At 74.0% G+C, this 16,186-nt stretch carries 11 protein-coding genes and 1 pseudogene; 5 read left to right on the top strand and 7 right to left on the bottom strand.

The features are described 5' to 3' along the window. Positions 1–70 precede the first annotated feature (70 nt). Positions 71–1,246 (top strand): hypothetical protein, encoded by a 1,176-nt coding sequence (locus OG946_RS17560; protein WP_326797028.1) that lies wholly within the window; start codon positions 71–73, stop codon positions 1,244–1,246. Positions 1,247–1,300: 54 nt separating this feature from the next. On the opposite strand, the gene OG946_RS17555 is transcribed toward OG946_RS17560, so the two are convergent. Beyond that, positions 1,301–1,654 (bottom strand): hypothetical protein, encoded by a 354-nt coding sequence (locus OG946_RS17555; protein WP_326797027.1) that lies wholly within the window; start codon positions 1,652–1,654, stop codon positions 1,301–1,303. 248 nt (positions 1,655–1,902) lie between these two features. Between OG946_RS17555 and OG946_RS17550 the strand changes: the two genes are divergently transcribed. Together OG946_RS17550 and OG946_RS17545 are read left to right on the top strand one after the other, a co-directional pair. Beyond that, positions 1,903–2,454, top strand: a complete 552-nt coding sequence (locus tag OG946_RS17550; protein WP_326797026.1) for a hypothetical protein — start codon at positions 1,903–1,905, stop codon at positions 2,452–2,454. Positions 2,455–2,536: 82 nt separating this feature from the next. Then, positions 2,537–3,430, top strand: coding sequence for an LLM class flavin-dependent oxidoreductase (locus OG946_RS17545; protein WP_326797025.1), 894 nt, complete (start codon positions 2,537–2,539; stop codon positions 3,428–3,430). A 43-nt stretch (positions 3,431–3,473) separates the two neighbouring features. Here OG946_RS17545 and OG946_RS17540 read toward each other — a convergent pair whose 3' ends face one another. Next, positions 3,474–4,358, bottom strand: a complete 885-nt coding sequence (locus OG946_RS17540) for a serine hydrolase (protein WP_326800287.1) — start codon at positions 4,356–4,358, stop codon at positions 3,474–3,476. Between the two features lie 116 nt (positions 4,359–4,474). Here OG946_RS17540 and OG946_RS17535 point away from each other — a divergent pair. Beyond that, positions 4,475–4,906 (top strand): annotated as a pseudogene (locus OG946_RS17535) (penicillin-binding transpeptidase domain-containing protein); the annotation flags it as partial. Between the two features lie 108 nt (positions 4,907–5,014). Further along, positions 5,015–5,872 (top strand): HAD family hydrolase, encoded by an 858-nt coding sequence (locus OG946_RS17530; RefSeq protein WP_326797024.1) that lies wholly within the window; start codon positions 5,015–5,017, stop codon positions 5,870–5,872. Positions 5,873–6,070: 198 nt separating this feature from the next. Here the strand turns inward: OG946_RS17530 and OG946_RS17525 are convergent, their stop codons facing one another. The 5 genes from OG946_RS17525 to hisC all read right to left on the bottom strand — a co-directional run bounded on the left by OG946_RS17525 (position 6,071) and on the right by hisC (position 15,849). Continuing rightward, positions 6,071–7,810, bottom strand: a complete 1,740-nt coding sequence (locus OG946_RS17525; protein WP_326797023.1) for a GAF domain-containing protein — start codon at positions 7,808–7,810, stop codon at positions 6,071–6,073. After that, positions 7,807–11,751: a thiol reductant ABC exporter subunit CydD gene (gene cydD / locus OG946_RS17520; RefSeq protein ID WP_326800286.1), complete on the bottom strand. Its 3,945-nt coding sequence runs from the start codon at positions 11,749–11,751 to the stop codon at positions 7,807–7,809. The genes OG946_RS17525 and cydD overlap by 4 nt, the downstream gene beginning before the upstream one ends. A gap of 1 nt (position 11,752) precedes the next feature. After that, positions 11,753–12,841 carry a cytochrome d ubiquinol oxidase subunit II gene (gene cydB, locus OG946_RS17515; protein WP_326797022.1) on the bottom strand — a complete coding sequence of 363 codons (1,089 nt, stop codon included), beginning with the start codon at positions 12,839–12,841 and terminating at the stop codon, positions 11,753–11,755. A gap of 17 nt (positions 12,842–12,858) precedes the next feature. Beyond that, positions 12,859–14,382, bottom strand: a complete 1,524-nt coding sequence (locus OG946_RS17510; protein WP_326797021.1) for a cytochrome ubiquinol oxidase subunit I — start codon at positions 14,380–14,382, stop codon at positions 12,859–12,861. Positions 14,383–14,760: 378 nt separating this feature from the next. After that, entirely contained in the window at positions 14,761–15,849 is a 1,089-nt protein-coding gene (hisC, locus tag OG946_RS17505) for a histidinol-phosphate transaminase (protein WP_326800285.1), read from the bottom strand. Between the last annotated feature and the right edge of the window lie 337 nt (positions 15,850–16,186).

Here is a 16,186-nt window from a genome sequence, read left to right as displayed (position 1 = left end):
CAGAAAGTCTGCGGGCCCCGAGACCCAGCAAGCCGGCCCGCGTCGCGTATCCGACCGAGAGGGATCCCGCATGAGCACGTTGAGCCGCCGCGCCCTGGTCGCCGGGGCCTCCGCCTCCGGCCTCGCCCTGGCGCTGCCCCACTCCGCCGCAGTCGCCGAACCCGCCGCCGGCACCGCCGAATCGGCACCCGCGGCCCCCGGTGCCGCCGTCGCGTACGCCGCCTTCCGCCTCGTCCGCCTCCGCCCCGGTGACCCCGCCGTGCCCGAGGTGACGCTCCCCGAGGGCTACGAGTTCGTGCCCGGTGACCGCTACCACGTCGCCAGCCGCGCCGAGTACTACTCCTTCGTCCGCGGCCCCGCCGCCCCCGACGGCATCGAGGTCTCCGTCCGCTGGCCCGGCGTCACCGTCGCCGCCGTCGTCCACATGGACACCCGGCTGCGTCTCAGACGCGACCGCGCCGGCCGCCACCGCTTCGCCTTCACCCTCCCCGTCACCCAGCCCTCCGCCGACGCCAACCAGCCCACCCTGCAGATCTGGAGCCACCCCGACATATCCCCGGGGATGTACTACAAGCTCGACCACAACGACCCCGACCGCGTCGCGGGACCCTGGACCACCGTCGCGTGGCCCGCCAACCAGGCCCGCTCCCAGCTCCACCAACTCGTCGCCGCCCACCGCATCCTCGTCGACTCCGGCCTGAAGGCCACCGCGGCGGCGAAGGGTCACCGCTGGTTCGTCGCCGGCTTCGAGACGAACAACACCCTGCACGTCGACAACCCGCCCCACTGGCACATCTCGTACAACTCCGGCAGCGACTTCAACTCCCCCACCCACAACACCCACTTCTGGCTCGATGCCGAAGCGAAGAACTTCTACAACGGCATGGACGTCACCGGCCTCGGCCGCCTGCGCCACTACGTCGGCGACCCGGCCCGCCTCTACGACTTCGCCGGCGACGCCAACGGCGGCCGCGGCGAACTCGTCGCGACCATGACCATCCGGGAGGACGGCGGCATCGACATCGCCCCGCCCGCCGGCCCCGTCTACGCCCTCGCCGCGGGCCGCGACGGCTCACTGATCGAGGAGGTCACGCTCCTGCGCGACGGCCGCCCCTGGCTGCGCGTCGCCACCGAGGACCGCTACCGCGTCGGTCTCATGACCCTCCGCACCCGGGGCCTGAGCCATCCCGCGGAGAACGACTTCACGCTCCTGCGCTACGACCCCCTCACCGGCGTCCTCGTCTGAGCGGCCGACGCCCCGCAGCCGGCCCCCCCGACCCCCACCCCCGGGTACGCGACGTCAGATCCCCGGCCCGTACCCGGGGTCGGGCGGCCGCCGCGGCGACCACCACTCCGTGAGCCCCCACACCCCAAGACCCAGCGCCACCACGGCCGCCACCGCCGCCACCCACGGCCGCCCCACCCACCGCAGCCCCAGCACCCAGACCCCCAGCGGCAGCAGCGCACCGCCGAGGACGACGAGCGGCAGGTCGACGTAGAGCACGCTCAGGTCGCGCGCGTGCCCCTCGAACCCGCCGCGTACGCTGACCGCCGCCCGCGGCGCCCACGCGAGCGGCGCGACGGCCGCACCGAACAGCGCGAGCGCGCACCCGCCCAGCCCTGCCCCCGTACCGCCGCGCACCTCTGCACCCATGCCGTCGCCACCCACGCCGTCACCACCCCTCTTCACCCCTCGTCACCACCCGTCTCGTCACCCTCCACCCCGCCCACGCCCCACACCACCCCCGCCGGAAACAGACGCGTCCAACCCGCGCGAAGTTCCCCCGTCTCCGTGCCCCGCACCTCTGGCGACGCGCGTAGACATCGGGCATCATCCTGCGGTGTACCACCTGCTCAGCAGCAAGACCCCCACAACTCCCCCGCACCAGCAGGAGGTTCCACATGCGCGTACGTTCCGCACTCACCGCCCTCGCCCTCGTCGCCGGCGCCTCGGTGGGCCTGGCGGCCGCCCCCGCCCAGGCCGCGGCGGCGCCCGCCGCCCCCGCGGCCCCCACCAAGGCCGCCGCCCCCGCCGCGCCCCTGGTCACGAAGATCAGTCACTCCCAGGCCACATCGATGTTCCGCTCCTCCGGCATCACCTGGTCGTCCTCCGGCGGCTGCTCCGACCGCAACAACCCCACCTGCACCTCCTTCGAGCAGCTCAACCTCGCCTCCGCCCAGGGCGCCCAGACGCTCAAGTCCGCGAGCGGCTGCGCCCTGAACATCACCGGCGGCACCGAGACCGGCCACGCCGGCGGCACGTACAGCCACTGGAACGGCTACAAGCTCGACTACTCCCTCGGCACCTGCGTCAACAACTACGTCACCGGCAACTTCGCCTACATCGGCGTACGCGGCGACGGCGCACCGATGTACAAGTCGGGCTCCGGCAACATCTACGCCCGCGAGGGCAACCACTGGGACGTCACGTACTACAACTGCGGCGGCTGCTGACCTGCCAAAGCTCCGCCCATAGCCCGCCACAGCCCCCCGCCGCGACCCTGCGGCCGCGCAACGCAGGCCGTAGGGTCGCGGTATGCGACTGAGCACCCTGATCCTGCCCGTCCGGCGGTGGCACTCCGGCGGTCGTGCGCCATGGCAGCGGGCGGAGGAGCTGGGCTTTTCCGCCGCGTACACCTACGACCACCTGTCGTGGCGGACGTTTCGCGACGGGCCCTGGTTCGGTGCCCTGCCGACCCTGACCGCCGCCGCCTGCGCGACCTCCCGGCTGCGCCTCGGCACGCTCGTGACCTCGCCGAACTTCCGGCATCCGGTCACGCTCGCCAAGGAGTTGATCTCGCTTGACGACGTGTCGGGCGGGCGGATGATCCTCGGGATCGGCGCGGGGGGCTCCGGGTTCGACGCGACCGCGCTGGGGCAGCAGCCGTGGGCGGGGCGGGAGCGGACGGAGCGGTTCGGGGAGTTCGTGCCGCTGCTGGACACGCTGCTGACGCAGGACACCACGTCGTACGCGGGCACGTACTACTCGGCGCACGAAGTGCGGATGATCCCCGGGTGCGTGCAGCGGCCGCGGCTGCCGTTCGCCGTGGCGGCGACCGGGCCGCGCGGGATGCGGCTGGCCGCGCGCTACGGGCAGTCGTGGGTGACGACCGGCGACCCGCAGACCTCCGCGACGGGCACCGCCGTTGACTCCCTGGCCGCCATCCGCGCCCAGATCGCCCGGCTCGCCGAGGCGGGGGCGGCGGTGGGGCGGGACACCGCGGCGATGGAGAAGGTGCTGCTCGCCGGCTTCACCCCGGACCGGCCGCTCGACTCCCTCGACGCCTTCGTCGACTTCGCCGGCAGGCACGCGGCCCTCGGCTTCACCGAGATCGTGCTCCACTGGCCCATTCCTGACTCTGTCTTCGCCGCCGACGAGCGCGTCTTCGAGCGCATCGCCACGGAGGCACCGGCGCAGTTGGGCTCCTAGGCGGCCCGTTGGCGGACCGGGCGGCCGCTGGGGGCCTGATCGCTTACGGGGCCCGCAGCGCGTCCACCGCCAGCCGGGCCGCGGTGCCGATCACCGCGTCGGCCGCCGGGAGCGTCACCGCGGTCGCCGCCGCGCGGGTGCAGACGGCGACCGCGTAGCGGCCCCCGTCCGGGTACTCCACGACCCCGATCTCGTGCCGCAGCGTCGGCAGCGTGCCCGTCTTCCCGCTGATGCGTACGTCGTCGAAGGGGAACCCGGACGCCAGCCGGTGCCCCCACGCCTGGGTGCCCAGCGTGCGGCGCAGATCGGCGGCGTACGCGCCGGTGCACACCTCGTCGCGCCAGACGGCGGCGAGGAGGGCGGTGAGTTCGCGCGGGGTGGAGCGGTTCGTACGGGCCGGGTCGAGGGCGCGGAGGCGGGCGACGCGGGCGGGGTCGAGGAGCGCGGGGGCGCCGGCGGGGCCGGCGTCCTCGGCGAGTACGGCGTAGAGGTCGCGTACCTTCTGCACGGCGGTGGTACGGGTCAGCCCCAGGGCGGTCATGGTGCTGTTGACGGCCTCGACGCCGACGGTGTCCCACAGCACGTCGGCGGCGGTGTTGTCGCTGACGGAGACCGCGAGGACGGCCAGGTCGCGCAGCGAGAGTCGGGCGGGGTCGCGCATGGCGCCCAGCCCGGTCGGGCCGGGGGTGCGGCCGTCGGCGGGGACGTCGACGGCGGCGGTGAGGTCGATGCGGCCGTGCTCGGCCTCGCGGTAGAGGGTGGCCAGGAGGCACACCTTGTGCACGCTGGCCGTGCTGACCAGGGTGTCGGCGGCCACGGCGAGTTCGGCGCCGGTGTCGATGTCGCGCGCGTGGAGCTGGCCGGTGACGCCGGCCTCCGTGAACGCCCGGCGGATGCGGGACCTGGCGGTGCGGTGGGCGGCCGGCATGCGGGGGCCGGGGGGCACGGGGGTGTCCGGGGGGCGCGGAGGGCCGGGGCGCTCCGGGGGCGGCGGCGGTTGCGCGGGAGGCGGCTCGGGCGGGGTCACAGCGGGAACTCCGATGGGAGGTGCCGGTGCCGGGGGACGAGACGGAGAAGGCGGCGTCGCTCTTCGGGCAGGGGCGGCTACGGGCGAACCCGCTGGTGATGGCGTCGGTCACGGCGACGGCGGCGACGGGGACGTTCCGGCAGCCGGTGATCGTGGCGGGGCAGGAGCGGTCGGCTTCGGCCGAGGACCTGCCGGAGGGGGTCGTGGAGCAGTTGCGGGCGCTGATGCGGGACACGGTGACGGAGGGCAGCGCGCAGGTGCTGGCGGGGCTGCCGGGGGACGTGGGGGCGAAGACGGGGACGGCGGAGGTGACGGCGACGGGGCCGAACAACGGGTGGCTGGTGGCGTACCGCGACGGGGTGGCGGTGGCGTGCGTGGTGGAGGACGCGGAGAGCGGGTCGGGGGACGCGGGTCCCGTGGTGCGGGACGTGCTGGAGGCGGTGGGGTGAGGTGGCGGGTGCCGTGGGGCGGGTGGTCGTGGTTCGTGAGCCGTGGCGGGGGTGGCGGCTGTCCGTACGCCTGTACGGTCCTCGCGGGCCGTACGCGATGATGGCCGGGTGACCGACGCCCCTGCCTCGACCTCCTCCGCCGCCTCCCCCTCCGCCTTCCGTCCCCGGCTCATCGCCACGGACCTCGACGGGACCCTGCTGCGGAACGACCAGACCGTCTCGGACCGCACGGTCGCCGCGCTGGCCGCGGCGGAGGAGGCGGGGCTGGCGGTGGTGTTCGTCACGGGGCGGCCGGCGCGGTGGATGGGCGTGGTCGCGGAGCACGTACACGGGCACGGGATGGCGATCTGCGCCAACGGCGCCGCGGTGGTCGACCTGCACCGCGGGCTCGAACTGGCGGAGGTCTGCCCGCTGCCGCTGGCCGACGCGGTGGCGGTGGTCGGTGTGCTGCGGACGATCGCGCCGGGTACGGCGTTCGCGGTGGAGTACACGGGCGGCTTCGGCCGCGAACCGGGGTATCCGCTGCACCGGGGGCCGGGGCCGATAGCGCCGGTGGAGAGGCTGCTGGCGGAGGACGGGGAGCGGGCGGGGGACCCGCTGCTGAAGCTGCTGGCGTACCACCCGAGCCTCGGCGCGGACGAGTTCCTGCACGCGGCGCGGTCGGGGGCGGCGGGGCACGGGGAGTTCACCCGCTCGACGTCGAGCGCGCTGCTGGAGGTGAGCGGGCTGGGCGTGAGCAAGGCGAGCACGCTGGAGCGCTACTGCGAGGCGCGGGGGATCGGGGCGGCGGAGGTCGTGGCCTTCGGCGACATGCCGAACGACCTCGAGATGCTGACGTGGGCGGGCAGGTCGTACGCGATGGCCAACGCCCACCCGGAGGTCCTGGCAGCGACGACGGACCGCACGGCGGCGAACGAGGACGACGGGGTGGCGCTGGTCATCGAGCAGTTGCTGCACGGGCTGTGAGGGGGAGCACCGCTCCGGACCGAGAGCGGCGCTCCACCGCGAGAGCGGGCACGGGGGCGGTGCTCCGGACCGAGAGCGGCGCTCTCTCGCGAGGGCGGTGCTCCATCAGGAGAGCGGTGATCCGCGATGCGGGTCGCTGTGAGAGCGGTGCTCTCGTACGTGAGCAGTGCTCCACGCCCGGAGCGCCCGACCCGCCCCCTACGCCGCGGCCGCCCCCGCCGCCCCCGCCGCCCCTGGGCCGCCGCCCGACTCGCCGGCCGGGGCCGTCAGCGGGACCTCCCAGATCAGTGACGTCCCCCCGCCGCAGTCCCCCAGCCCCGGCCCGTACGTCGCCTGCCCGCCCAGCTCCTCCGCCCGGCGCTCGATGTTCCGCAGCCCGCTCCGCCGCCCGTCCGCGTCCGGCGGCAGTCCCCGCCCGTCGTCCGCCACGGTCAGGCGCACCGCGTCCCGCCCGTCCGGCAGCTCCGCCGTCGCATCGACCACCACCCCCACCTGCCCCGCCCCCGCATGCCGCGACGCGTTCGACAGCCCCTCCCGCAGCGCCGCCAGCAGTTGCCGCGCGATCCGCTCGTCCACCCGCTCGTCCACCGCCCCCACGAAGCTCGTCGACGGCTGGAACCCCAGCGGCGCCGCCGCCGTCGCGACCTCCCGCAGCACCAGCGCCCGCATCCCCGTCGGCGCCTGCGCCGGCTCCTGCTGCAGCGCGTAGATCGTGCCGCGGATCTCCTCGATCGTCAGCTCCAGCGCGTCGACCGCCGCGTCGATCCGCTGCCGCACCTCCGGCGCCCGCTCCAGCCGCTTCGCCCCCTGCAACTGCATCCCCGTCGCGAACAGCCGCTGGATCACCAGGTCGTGCAGGTCCCGCGCGATCCGGTCGCGGTCCTCGTACACCGCCAGGCGCTCCCGGTCCCGCTGCACCTCCGACAGCATCAGCGCCAGCGCCGCCTGCCCCGTGAACTGCGTCGCCGACTGCTTCTCCGACTCCCGGTACAGCCGCGCCCCCGGCGCCCGCGGCAGCGACAGCGCACCGAGCACCTTCTTCCCGCTCCGCAGCGGCAGCATCATGCACGGCCCGAAGCGCTCCGCGCCGTCGCTCACCGCCCGCGGGTCGGCGCCGGCGTCGTCGAGGAAGACCTCCTTGCCGGCCAGCAGCGCCCGCACCGTCGGGCTGTACGACGGCAGCACCCGGCCCACGAGGTCGTCCACCCCCTCGCCGGCCACCGCCACGACCTCCAGCCACTCCGGCCCGGCAGCCCTGCCCGCACCACCCCGACCACCCGCACCACCCGCTCTCCCCCCAACGCCCACCTCTTCGCCCCCCGACCGCGGCAGCAGCACCACCCCCGCCATCGCGTCCGCGAGCCCCCGCGCCTGCTCCGCGATCACCCCCAGCGCATCCCGCGCGTCCGCGCTCGACAGCAGCGCGGTCGTCACGGCGTGCGCCCCGTCGATCCACCGCTCCCGCTGCCGCGCCTCCAGGTGCAGCCGCGCGTTGCCGATCGCGATGCCCGCCTCGGTGGCGATGATCCGGACGAGGTGCAGGTCGTCGTCGAGGAACCGGCCGCCGCCGCGCTTCTCCGACAGCACCAGGTCCCCGAAGTACCGCCCGTCCACGTCGATGGGCACCGTCAGCGTCGTCCCCGGCGCGTCCGGGATCGCGTCGAGCCGGGCCCGGTCCACCTCGTCCACGCCGTACGACGCGAACTCGTCGAGGTCACCGCTCTGCTCGTCGATCACCACGAGGGACGCGTACCGCGCTCCCGCCAGCTCCGCCGCCGTCTGCGCGATCACGTCGAGCGTGGGGTGGAGCTGCAGCCCCGTGCCGATGGACCGCATGGCGGCCAGCAACTGCGTCACGCGCTCGGCCAGCTCGCTGGAGACCCCCTGGAGTCCGCGGGTGGCGCGGGCGGCGGCGTCCATGGAGTCGGCAGCGGTCATGTCCCGAGGGTAATAAGCGGCTCTTGGTGGGGAAAGTCGGGATTGTCGGTTACGACGGGTGCGCCAGGTGTGCCGCGGCCGTCCGCGGTCTCGTACGGGTACGGGGACGGATGCGCCCGCTCCCGTAGCAGCGTGCGCCGGAACGGGCCGTCGGCCTCCGCCAGCTCCGCGTACGTCCCGCGCTGCACCACCCGGCCCCGCTCCAGCACCACGATCTCGTCCACCTCCTCCAGCCCCGTCAGCCGGTGCGTGATCAGCACCGTCGTCCGGCCCTCGGTGGCGGCGAGGAGGTCGGCGGTGAGGGCGTCGGCGGTGGGCAGGTCGAGGTGCTCGGCGGGCTCGTCGAGGACGAGCACGGGGAAGTCGGCGAGGAGCGCGCGGGCCAGGGCGAGGCGCTGGCGCTGGCCGCCGGAGAGCCGGGCGCCGTGTTCGCCGACCGGGGTGTCGAGGCCGAGCGGCAGGGTCTCGACCCAGTCGAGGAGGCGGGCGGCGGCGAGGGCTTCGCGCAGGATGTCGTCGGTGGCGTCGATGGGGGTACCGCCCATGCCGTTCAGGCTATGGGGGAGGGCGAGGCGCAGGTTCTCGCGCAGGGTGCTGTCGAAGAGGTGGGCGTCCTGGGCGCAGAGGCCGACGAGGCGGCGTACGGCGTCGGGGTCACAGGCGAGGGCGTCAGCGGTGCTCTCGTTCGAGAGCGCCGCTCTCGCGGGAGAGCGGTGCTCCGAAGAGCGGTGCTCCGAAGCAAGAGCGGTGCTCTCCCCCTTCCCGCCCAGCCGGTACGCACCCGCCACCGGATCCAGGAACCGCAGCAGCACGTGCGCCAGCGTCGTCTTCCCCGACCCCGACGCACCCACCACCGCGACCCGCCGCCCCCGCGTCAGCGTCAGATCCACCCCGTCCAGCGCGAGCCCGGCCTGCCCCGGATGCCGCGCCGACACCCCCGCCAGCGTCACCGGGAACGGATCCGCCGGCGGCCGCCCCGTACCCTCCGCGGCCGGCGGCGGCGCGTCCAGGATCTCGTCCACGCGCGCCGCGCTCCGCCGCACCCGGGCCCGCTGCTGCAGCGCCAGCGGCATCCCGTTCACCGCCTCGAACGCCGCGAGCGTCCCCAGCACCACCACCCCCAGCCACACGCCGGGCAGCCGCCCCTCGTACACCGCCTGCGCCCCGGCAGCCGCCGCCCCCACCACCGTCAGCCCGCAGATCAGCGCCGACAGCCCGGCGCCCAGCGCGAGCGCCGCGGCGCTGCGGGCGGCGATACGGGTGAGCCGGCGGTCGGCGTCGCGGAGTGCGGCGAGACGGCGGGGCAGGGCGCCGGCGACGGCGAGTTCCGCCGTGCCGGTGAGGACGTCGACGACCTCCGTCGCGAGCGCCGCCCGCGCCGGCGCGAGCCGGGCCTCCGTCCGCCGGGCCGTGGCCACGGCCAGCAGCGGCACCCCGACGCCCGCCGCCAGCAGCCCGGCCGCGAGCACGGCACCCGCCTCGGGCAGCAGCACGGCCGCCATCCCCACAGACCCGGCGCCGACGAGCGCGGCGGCGGAGACGGGCAGCAGCCAGCGCAGGTAGCGGTCCTGCAGCGTGTCGGTGTCCGCGACGAGCCGGGTCAGCAGGTCGCCGCGGCGGTGCGGGGCGAGGCCGGCGGGGGCGAGGCGTTCGAGCCGGGTGTACACGGCGACGCGGAGGTCCGCGAGGATCCGTAGTACGGCGTCGTGGGAGACGAGGCGCTCGGCGTAGCGGAAGACGGCGCGCCCGATGCCGAACGCGCGGGTGGCGGTCACCGCGACCATGAGGTAGAGCACCGGCGGCTGTTCGGAGGCCCGGGAGATCAACCACCCCGAGACGCCCATGAGTCCCACGGCGGACGCGAGCGCCAGCGCGCCGAGCAGCGCGGCGAGCGCCAGCCGCCCGCGGGCGGTGGTGGTACGAAGCGCGCTGCCGCCCCGGGGTGCCTCCTCCGGCTCGTACGACCCGCTGCCCTCCGGGTACGCACCCTCGCCACCCCGCTCCGGTACGGAACCGGCCGCCGGCACCGGCACCGGCACCGGCACCGGCACCGGCACCGGCACCGGCACCGCCGCCCCGGCCCGTACCGCGTCCGTCCCGGCGGCCACGCGCGCCCGGCCCTCCCCCAGCCGTACCACCCGGTCCGCCACCCCGAGCAGCGCCGGGCGGTGCGCCACGAGCAGCACCGTGCGGCCCCGGGCCAGCCGGGCGATCGCGGCGGTGACGGCGGCCTCGGTGTCGCCGTCGAGGGCGGCGGTCGGCTCGTCGAGGAGCACCACGGGCCGGTCGGCGAGGAACGCCCGCGCGAGCGCGACCCGTTGCCGCTGCCCGGCGGAGAGGCCCGTGCCGCCCTCGCCGAGGACGGCGGCGGGGTCGAGGTCGCCGGCGGCGGCGTCGCGGAGTGCCCGCGCGACCTCGGCGTCGGTGGCGTCGGGGCGGGGGAGGCGGACGTTGTCGGCGATGGTGCCGGCGAAGAGTGCGGGCCGCTGCGGTACCCAGGCGACCTGCGCGTGCCAGCTCGGCAGGTCCAGTTCGGCGAGGTCGTGCCCGCCGATGAGCACCCGGCCGGACGCGGGTCGTACGAGGCCCAGGAGGGCGGCGAGCAGCGTCGACTTGCCGCCGCCGGAGGGCCCGGTGAGCGCCACGGTCTGGCCGGGGCGGAGGGTGAGGTCCGTACGCGGAAGGGAGTCCTCGGCCCGGCCCTCGTGCCGGACGACGAGACCGTCGAGGACGAGGTCGGCGTGGCGGGCGTCGGGGCAGGCGTTGTCGGTGGGGGCGCCTACCCTTGGGCGGGTGTGCGGGGATGGGGTCGGGGTTGCGGCCGTTGAGTCCGTTGGCGCCGGGGTGGTGGCCGTGGCCGTGGCCGTGGCCGGTGGCGTCGAGTCGGCCTTGTCATCGCGGGGCTCGGCCCGTTCCAGGATCGCGAAGACCCTGTCCGCCGCTGCCAGGCCCTCCGCCGCGGCGTGGTAGTGCGTGCCGACCTGCCGAAGCGGCAGGTACGCCTCCGGGGCCAGGATGAGCACGACCAGGCCGGTGTACAGGTCCAGTTCGCCGTGGACCAGCCGCATGCCGATGGTGACCGCGACCAGCGCCACCGAGATCGTCGCCAGCAACTCCAGCGCGAACGACGACAGGAAGGCGATCCGCAGCGTGCGCATCGTCGCGCGCCGGTAGTCGGCGGTGATGGTGCGGATGTTGTCGGCCTGCGCCTTCGCGCGGCCGAAGACCTTGAGCGTCGGCAGACCCGAGACGACGTCGAGGAAGTGGGCGGAGAGCCGCGACAGGGTGCGCCACTGGCGGTCGGTGGCCGCCTGGGTGGCCCAGCCGATGAGCATCATGAAGACCGGGATCAGCGGCAGGGTGCCGGCGATGATCGCGGCGGAGACCCAGTCGTCGGTGACGATGCGCGCGAGTACGGCCGCGGGGACGACGACGGCGAGGCCGAGTTGGGGCAGGTAGCGGGCGAAGTAGGCGTCCAGGGCGTCGATGCCGCGGGTGGCGAGGGCGGCGAGTTCGCCGGTACGGAGTTCGCCCCCGGCGGCGCCGTCCGCAGCCTGCGTCTCCGGGGCGTCCGTGCCCTGCTTTTCGGGGTCCGCCGCGCCCGGCCGCGCCGGAGTACGGGAACCTCCGATCCGTACCGCCTCCGTCAGCAGCCGCATCCGCAGTTCCGACTTGACCGCCGCACTCGACCGGTGCGCGGCCAGCTCCGTCAGCCAGCTCACCACCGCCCGCCCCACGGCGACCGCCGCGAGGAGCAGCAGCGGCGTACGCAGGGCGGCGGCCGACAGGCCGTCCTCGAAGGCGCCGACGACGATCTCCGCCATCAGTACCGCCTGCGCGATGACCAGCCCCGCACCGGCCGCGCCCAGCGCGACCGTGGCGAGGAGGAAGAGCCGGGTGGCGCGGGCGTAGCGGGCCAGGCGCGGGTCGACGGGCTTCATCTCACCGGCCCGCCCCGCCGGTCCCCGTACCGTCGGTAGACGCACTCTCCGTACCGTCCGTGCCCGCCCCGCCCGCGGCGACCGCCGCGTGTGCCTCCGGCGCGATGTGCTGCGTACCGATGCGCTTGCGGAACACCCAGTACGTCCACCCCTGGTACATCAGCACCACCGGTGTCGCGATCCCCGCGCACCACGTCATGATCGTCAACGTGTACGGCGTCGACGAGGCGTTCTCCGCCGTCAGGCTCCACGCCGGGTTCAGGCTCGACGGCATCACGTCCGGGTACAGCGCCAGGAACAGCGTCGCGACCGTGGCCACGATGGTCACCCCGGAGTAGAGGAACGACCACCCCTCGCGGCCCGCCGCCACCGCGCCGATCGCGCAGAACAGCGCCGCCGCCGCCACGATCAGCGTCACCAGGCTCCGCCCGTCGCCGGTGTCCGCCTGGAGCCACAGCAGGAAGCCGAGCGCCAGCGCGGCCGTCACCGTACCGAGGACGGTGGCCAGCCGGCGCGCCCGCATCCGGATGTCGCCGACGGTCTTCAGCGCCGTGAACACCGCGCCGTGGAAGGTGAAGAGGAAGAGCGTGACCAGCCCGCCGAGCAGCGCGAAGGGGTTGAGCAGGTCGAAGACGTCGCCCACGTACTCCTTGTCGGGGCCGATCTGCACCCCGCGCACGATGTTGGCGAACGCCACGCCCCACAGGAACGCGGGCAGCAGGGAGGCCCAGAAGATGGCGAGTTCCCAGTTGCGCTGCCAGTGCTCCTCGGGGCGCTTGGCCCGGTACTCGAAGGCCACGCCGCGGACGATGAGGCAGACGAGGATGAGGAGAAGGGGCAGGTAGAAGCCGGAGAAGAGGGTGGCGTACCAGTCGGGGAAGGCGGCGAAGGTGGCGCCGCCCGCGGTGAGCAGCCAGACCTCGTTGCCGTCCCAGACCGGGCCGATGGTGTTGATGAGCACGCGCCGCTCGGTGCGGTCGCGGGCCAGCACCCGGGTGAGGACGCCGACGCCGAAGTCGAAGCCCTCCAGGAAGAAGTAGCCGGTCCACAGGACGGCGATGAGGACGAACCAGACGGTGTGCAGTTCCATGGCGTGATCTCCCCCCCTCAGTACGAGAAGGCCATGGGCCGGTCGGAGTCTTCGTGGTGGTGGCCGCCGATCTTCGTCGGCGGATTGCGGTCGGAGTCGGTGAGTTCGGGGGGTCCCGCCTTCACGTACCTGATCATCAGCTTGGCCTCGATGACGGCGAGGGCCGCGTACAGGAGGGTGTAGACGCTCAGCGAGGTGATGACCTCGCCCTGCGAGACGCCGGGGGAGACGGCGGAGGAGGTGGGCAGGACGCCGTAGACGACCCAGGGCTGGCGGCCCGTCTCGGTGAAGATCCAGCCCCAGGCGTTGGCGACGAGGGGGAAGAGGAGGGTGTAGAGGGCGAGGCGCCAGTACCAGGTGCCGAGCCGGGCGCTGAGTTCGCGGTCCTTGGTGAGGGCGAGTCTGGGGACGTCGTCCTCGCCGGTACGGAGCCGGTCGGCGAGCCAGAAGCGGCGGCGGGTGAGCCAGAGCCCGAGGGCGCCGAGGGCCAGGGAGGACATCCCGAAGCCGATCATCCAGCGGAAACTCCAGTACGCGACGGGGATGTTGGGCCGGTAGTCGCCGAGGCCGAACTTGTCGTCGTACTTGTCCCTGAGCTCCTCGTTGGTGGGGTTGATGCCGGGGACCTCGTCGGAGAAGTTGTCGTGGGCGAGGAACGACAGCACGCCGGGGACCTCTATCGCGACCCTGTTGTGGCCCTTGTCGACGTCGCCGATGGCGAAGAGCGAGAAGGGCGCGGGCGCCTCGGTCTCCCACAGCGCCTCGGCGGAGGCCATCTTCATCGGCTGCTGCTCGTACATGATCTTGCCGAGCCGGTCGCCGGTGAACGCGGTCAGCAGCCCGGCGACGACCATCGTCATCAGGCCCAGCCGCAGCGAGCTGCGCATGACGGCCACGTGCCGGCCGCGCATGAGGTGGTACGCGGCGATGCCGACGACGAACGCGCCGCCGGTGAGGAAGGCCGCGGTGATGGTGTGGGAGAACTGCGCGACGGCGGTGTTCTGGGTGAGTACGTGCCAGAAGTCGGTCAGCTCGGCGCGGCCGGACTTCTCGTTTATCCGGTAGCCGACGGGGTGCTGCATCCAGGAGTTGGCGGCGAGGATGAAGTAGGCGGAGAGCACGGTGCCGACCGCGACCATCCAGATGCAGGCGAGGTGGATCTTCTGCGGCAGGCGGTCCCAGCCGAAGATCCAGAGGCCGATGAAGGTCGACTCGAAGAAGAAGGCGATGAGGGCTTCGAAGGCGAGGGGGGCGCCGAAGACGTCGCCGACGAAGCGGGAGTAGTCGGACCAGTTCATGCCGAACTGGAACTCCTGCAGGATGCCGGTCACCACGCCCATGGCGATGTTGATGAGGAAGAGCTTGCCCCAGAACTTCGTCGCCCTGAGGTACTTCTCGTTGCCGGTGCGCACCCAGGCTGTCTGCAGTCCTGCGACCAGGGAGGAGAGGGAGATCGTCAGGGGGACGAAGAGGAAGTGGTAGACGGTGGTGATGCCGAACTGCCAGCGCGCCAGGGTCTCCGGGGCGAGTGCCAGATCCACGAGGGCTCCTCTCCGCGATCACGGGCACGGCTCTGACGATGATCCACGCGCCGGTCGGCCGGGTGGGGCCGTGGCGGCATGGCATACGGGGGGAAACCCCTACGAACAGCGCCGCTCGTGAATGCGTTCACATTCACAAGCCCCAGTGTGGCACAGCGGTTTTCCGGCCCTTCAGGGGGGTCCCCTACGTCGCGTTTCGGCAGGTCTAGGGGGTGATGCGAGGAGGGTGCGAGAGCGGTGCCCGCACGGGAGAGCGGTGATCTCGTGCGCCAGCAGTGCTCCACTCCGAGAGCACTGCTCTCGACGTAGAGCAGTGCTCACCACCGCGAGCACCGCTCCGGCCCCGCCCAGGCAGCCGGCCGCCGCCCCCGGCCCCTCCTACAGCTCCTTACGGAACTCCTCCGCCACCGCCAGCAGGATGTCGTTCGCCTCGCGTTCGCCCACCGACGCCCGTACCCCGTCGCCCGCGAACGGCCGGACCACCACCCCCGCCGCCTCGCACGCCGCCGCGAAGTCCATGCTCCGCTCCCCCAGCCGCAGCCAGACGAAGTTCGCGTGCGTCTCCGGCACCGTCCAGCCCTGCGCCAGCAGCCCCTCCCGCACCCGCGTGCGCTCCCCGACCAGCGCTTCCACCCGCTCCAGCAGCGCGTCCTCGCTCCGCAGCGACGCGATCGCCGCCTCCTGCGCGATCTGGCTCACCCCGAACGGCACCGCCGTCTTCCGCAGCGCCGCCGCCACCGGCTCCTGCGCCACCGCGAAGCCGACCCGCAGGCCCGCAAGACCGTACGCCTTGCTGAAGGTGCGCAGCACGCACACGTTCGGCCGGTCCCGGTAGATCTCCAGCCCGTCCGGGATGCCCCCGTCCACGCCGTCGTCCCGGACGAACTGGCAGTACGCCTCGTCCAGCACCACCAGCACGTCCTCCGGCACCCGGTCGAGGAACCGCTCCAGCTCCCCGCGGCGCACCGCCGTGCCCGTCGGGTTGTTCGGCGTGCAGACGAAGATCAGCCGGGTGGCGTCCGTCACCGCGTCCGCCATCGCGTCCAGGTCGTGCCGCTCCTCCGCCGTCAGCGGAACCTGCACCGACCGCGCGCCCGAGATCTGCGTGATGATCGGGTACGCCTCGAACGACCGCCAGGCGTAGATCACCTCGTCCCCCGGCCCGGCCGTCGCCTGCAGCAACTGCTGTGCCACGCCCACGGAACCGGTGCCCGTGGCGATGTGCTCGGGCGGCACGCCGAGGCGTTCGGCGAGCTCCGCGGTGAGCGCGGCGCACGCCATGTCGGGGTAGCGGTTGAAGCTCCCGGCCGCCGCGACCGCCGCCTCCAGCACGCCGGGCAGCGGCGGGTAGGGGTTCTCGTTCGAGGAGAGCTTGTACGCCGCCCCCGACCCCGCACCGCCGGCCCTCCGCGCCGCCGCCGGCTTCCCCGGCTTGTACGTCGGAATGCCCGCCAGCGCAGCCCGCAGTCTGGGCGTCGCAGCAGCCCCCGCAGCCGCAGCAGCCTCCGGAGTCTCAGCGGCCTCAGCGGCCCTGGGAGTCTTGTCGTTCGTCACCGCGGTCCTCCTCGACCGAGCCCGTACCCTGCCGTTACGCGCCGTTACGCGCCCTTCCCGCCGGCCCGTTCCGCACGCCGCGGACGGGGCCGCACCCGCAGGGGGCGCATCCACCCTGGCGCGCACGGGTGGCGGACGCCATGGCGCGCATCACCCGTGAAGGTGACTGAGACCTCTTCGAGACCTTCGTACCATGGCAGGTGCCACCCAGCTTGCGCCATGGACCGATGGCCGACAATGGTGCAACCAC

Source organism: Streptomyces sp. NBC_01808 (assembly GCF_035917395.1).
In the GTDB taxonomy this organism is placed as follows: domain Bacteria; phylum Actinomycetota; class Actinomycetes; order Streptomycetales; family Streptomycetaceae; genus Streptomyces.
The sequence above is the reverse complement of the archived record's forward strand: the minus strand, read 5'-3'. Positions and strand labels throughout refer to the sequence as shown.

Coding starts and splice junctions, on each gene's coding strand:
- OG946_RS17560 (WP_326797028.1), top strand. CDS start 71: ATGAGCACGTTGAGCCGCCGCGCCCTGGTCGCCGGGGCCTCCGCCTCC.
- OG946_RS17555 (WP_326797027.1), bottom strand. CDS start 1,654: ATGGGTGCAGAGGTGCGCGGCGGTACGGGGGCAGGGCTGGGCGGGTGC.
- OG946_RS17550 (WP_326797026.1), top strand. CDS start 1,903: ATGCGCGTACGTTCCGCACTCACCGCCCTCGCCCTCGTCGCCGGCGCC.
- OG946_RS17545 (WP_326797025.1), top strand. CDS start 2,537: ATGCGACTGAGCACCCTGATCCTGCCCGTCCGGCGGTGGCACTCCGGC.
- OG946_RS17540 (WP_326800287.1), bottom strand. CDS start 4,358: ATGCCGGCCGCCCACCGCACCGCCAGGTCCCGCATCCGCCGGGCGTTC.
- OG946_RS17525 (WP_326797023.1), bottom strand. CDS start 7,810: ATGACCGCTGCCGACTCCATGGACGCCGCCGCCCGCGCCACCCGCGGA.
- cydD (WP_326800286.1), bottom strand. CDS start 11,751: ATGAAGCCCGTCGACCCGCGCCTGGCCCGCTACGCCCGCGCCACCCGG.
- cydB (WP_326797022.1), bottom strand. CDS start 12,841: ATGGAACTGCACACCGTCTGGTTCGTCCTCATCGCCGTCCTGTGGACC.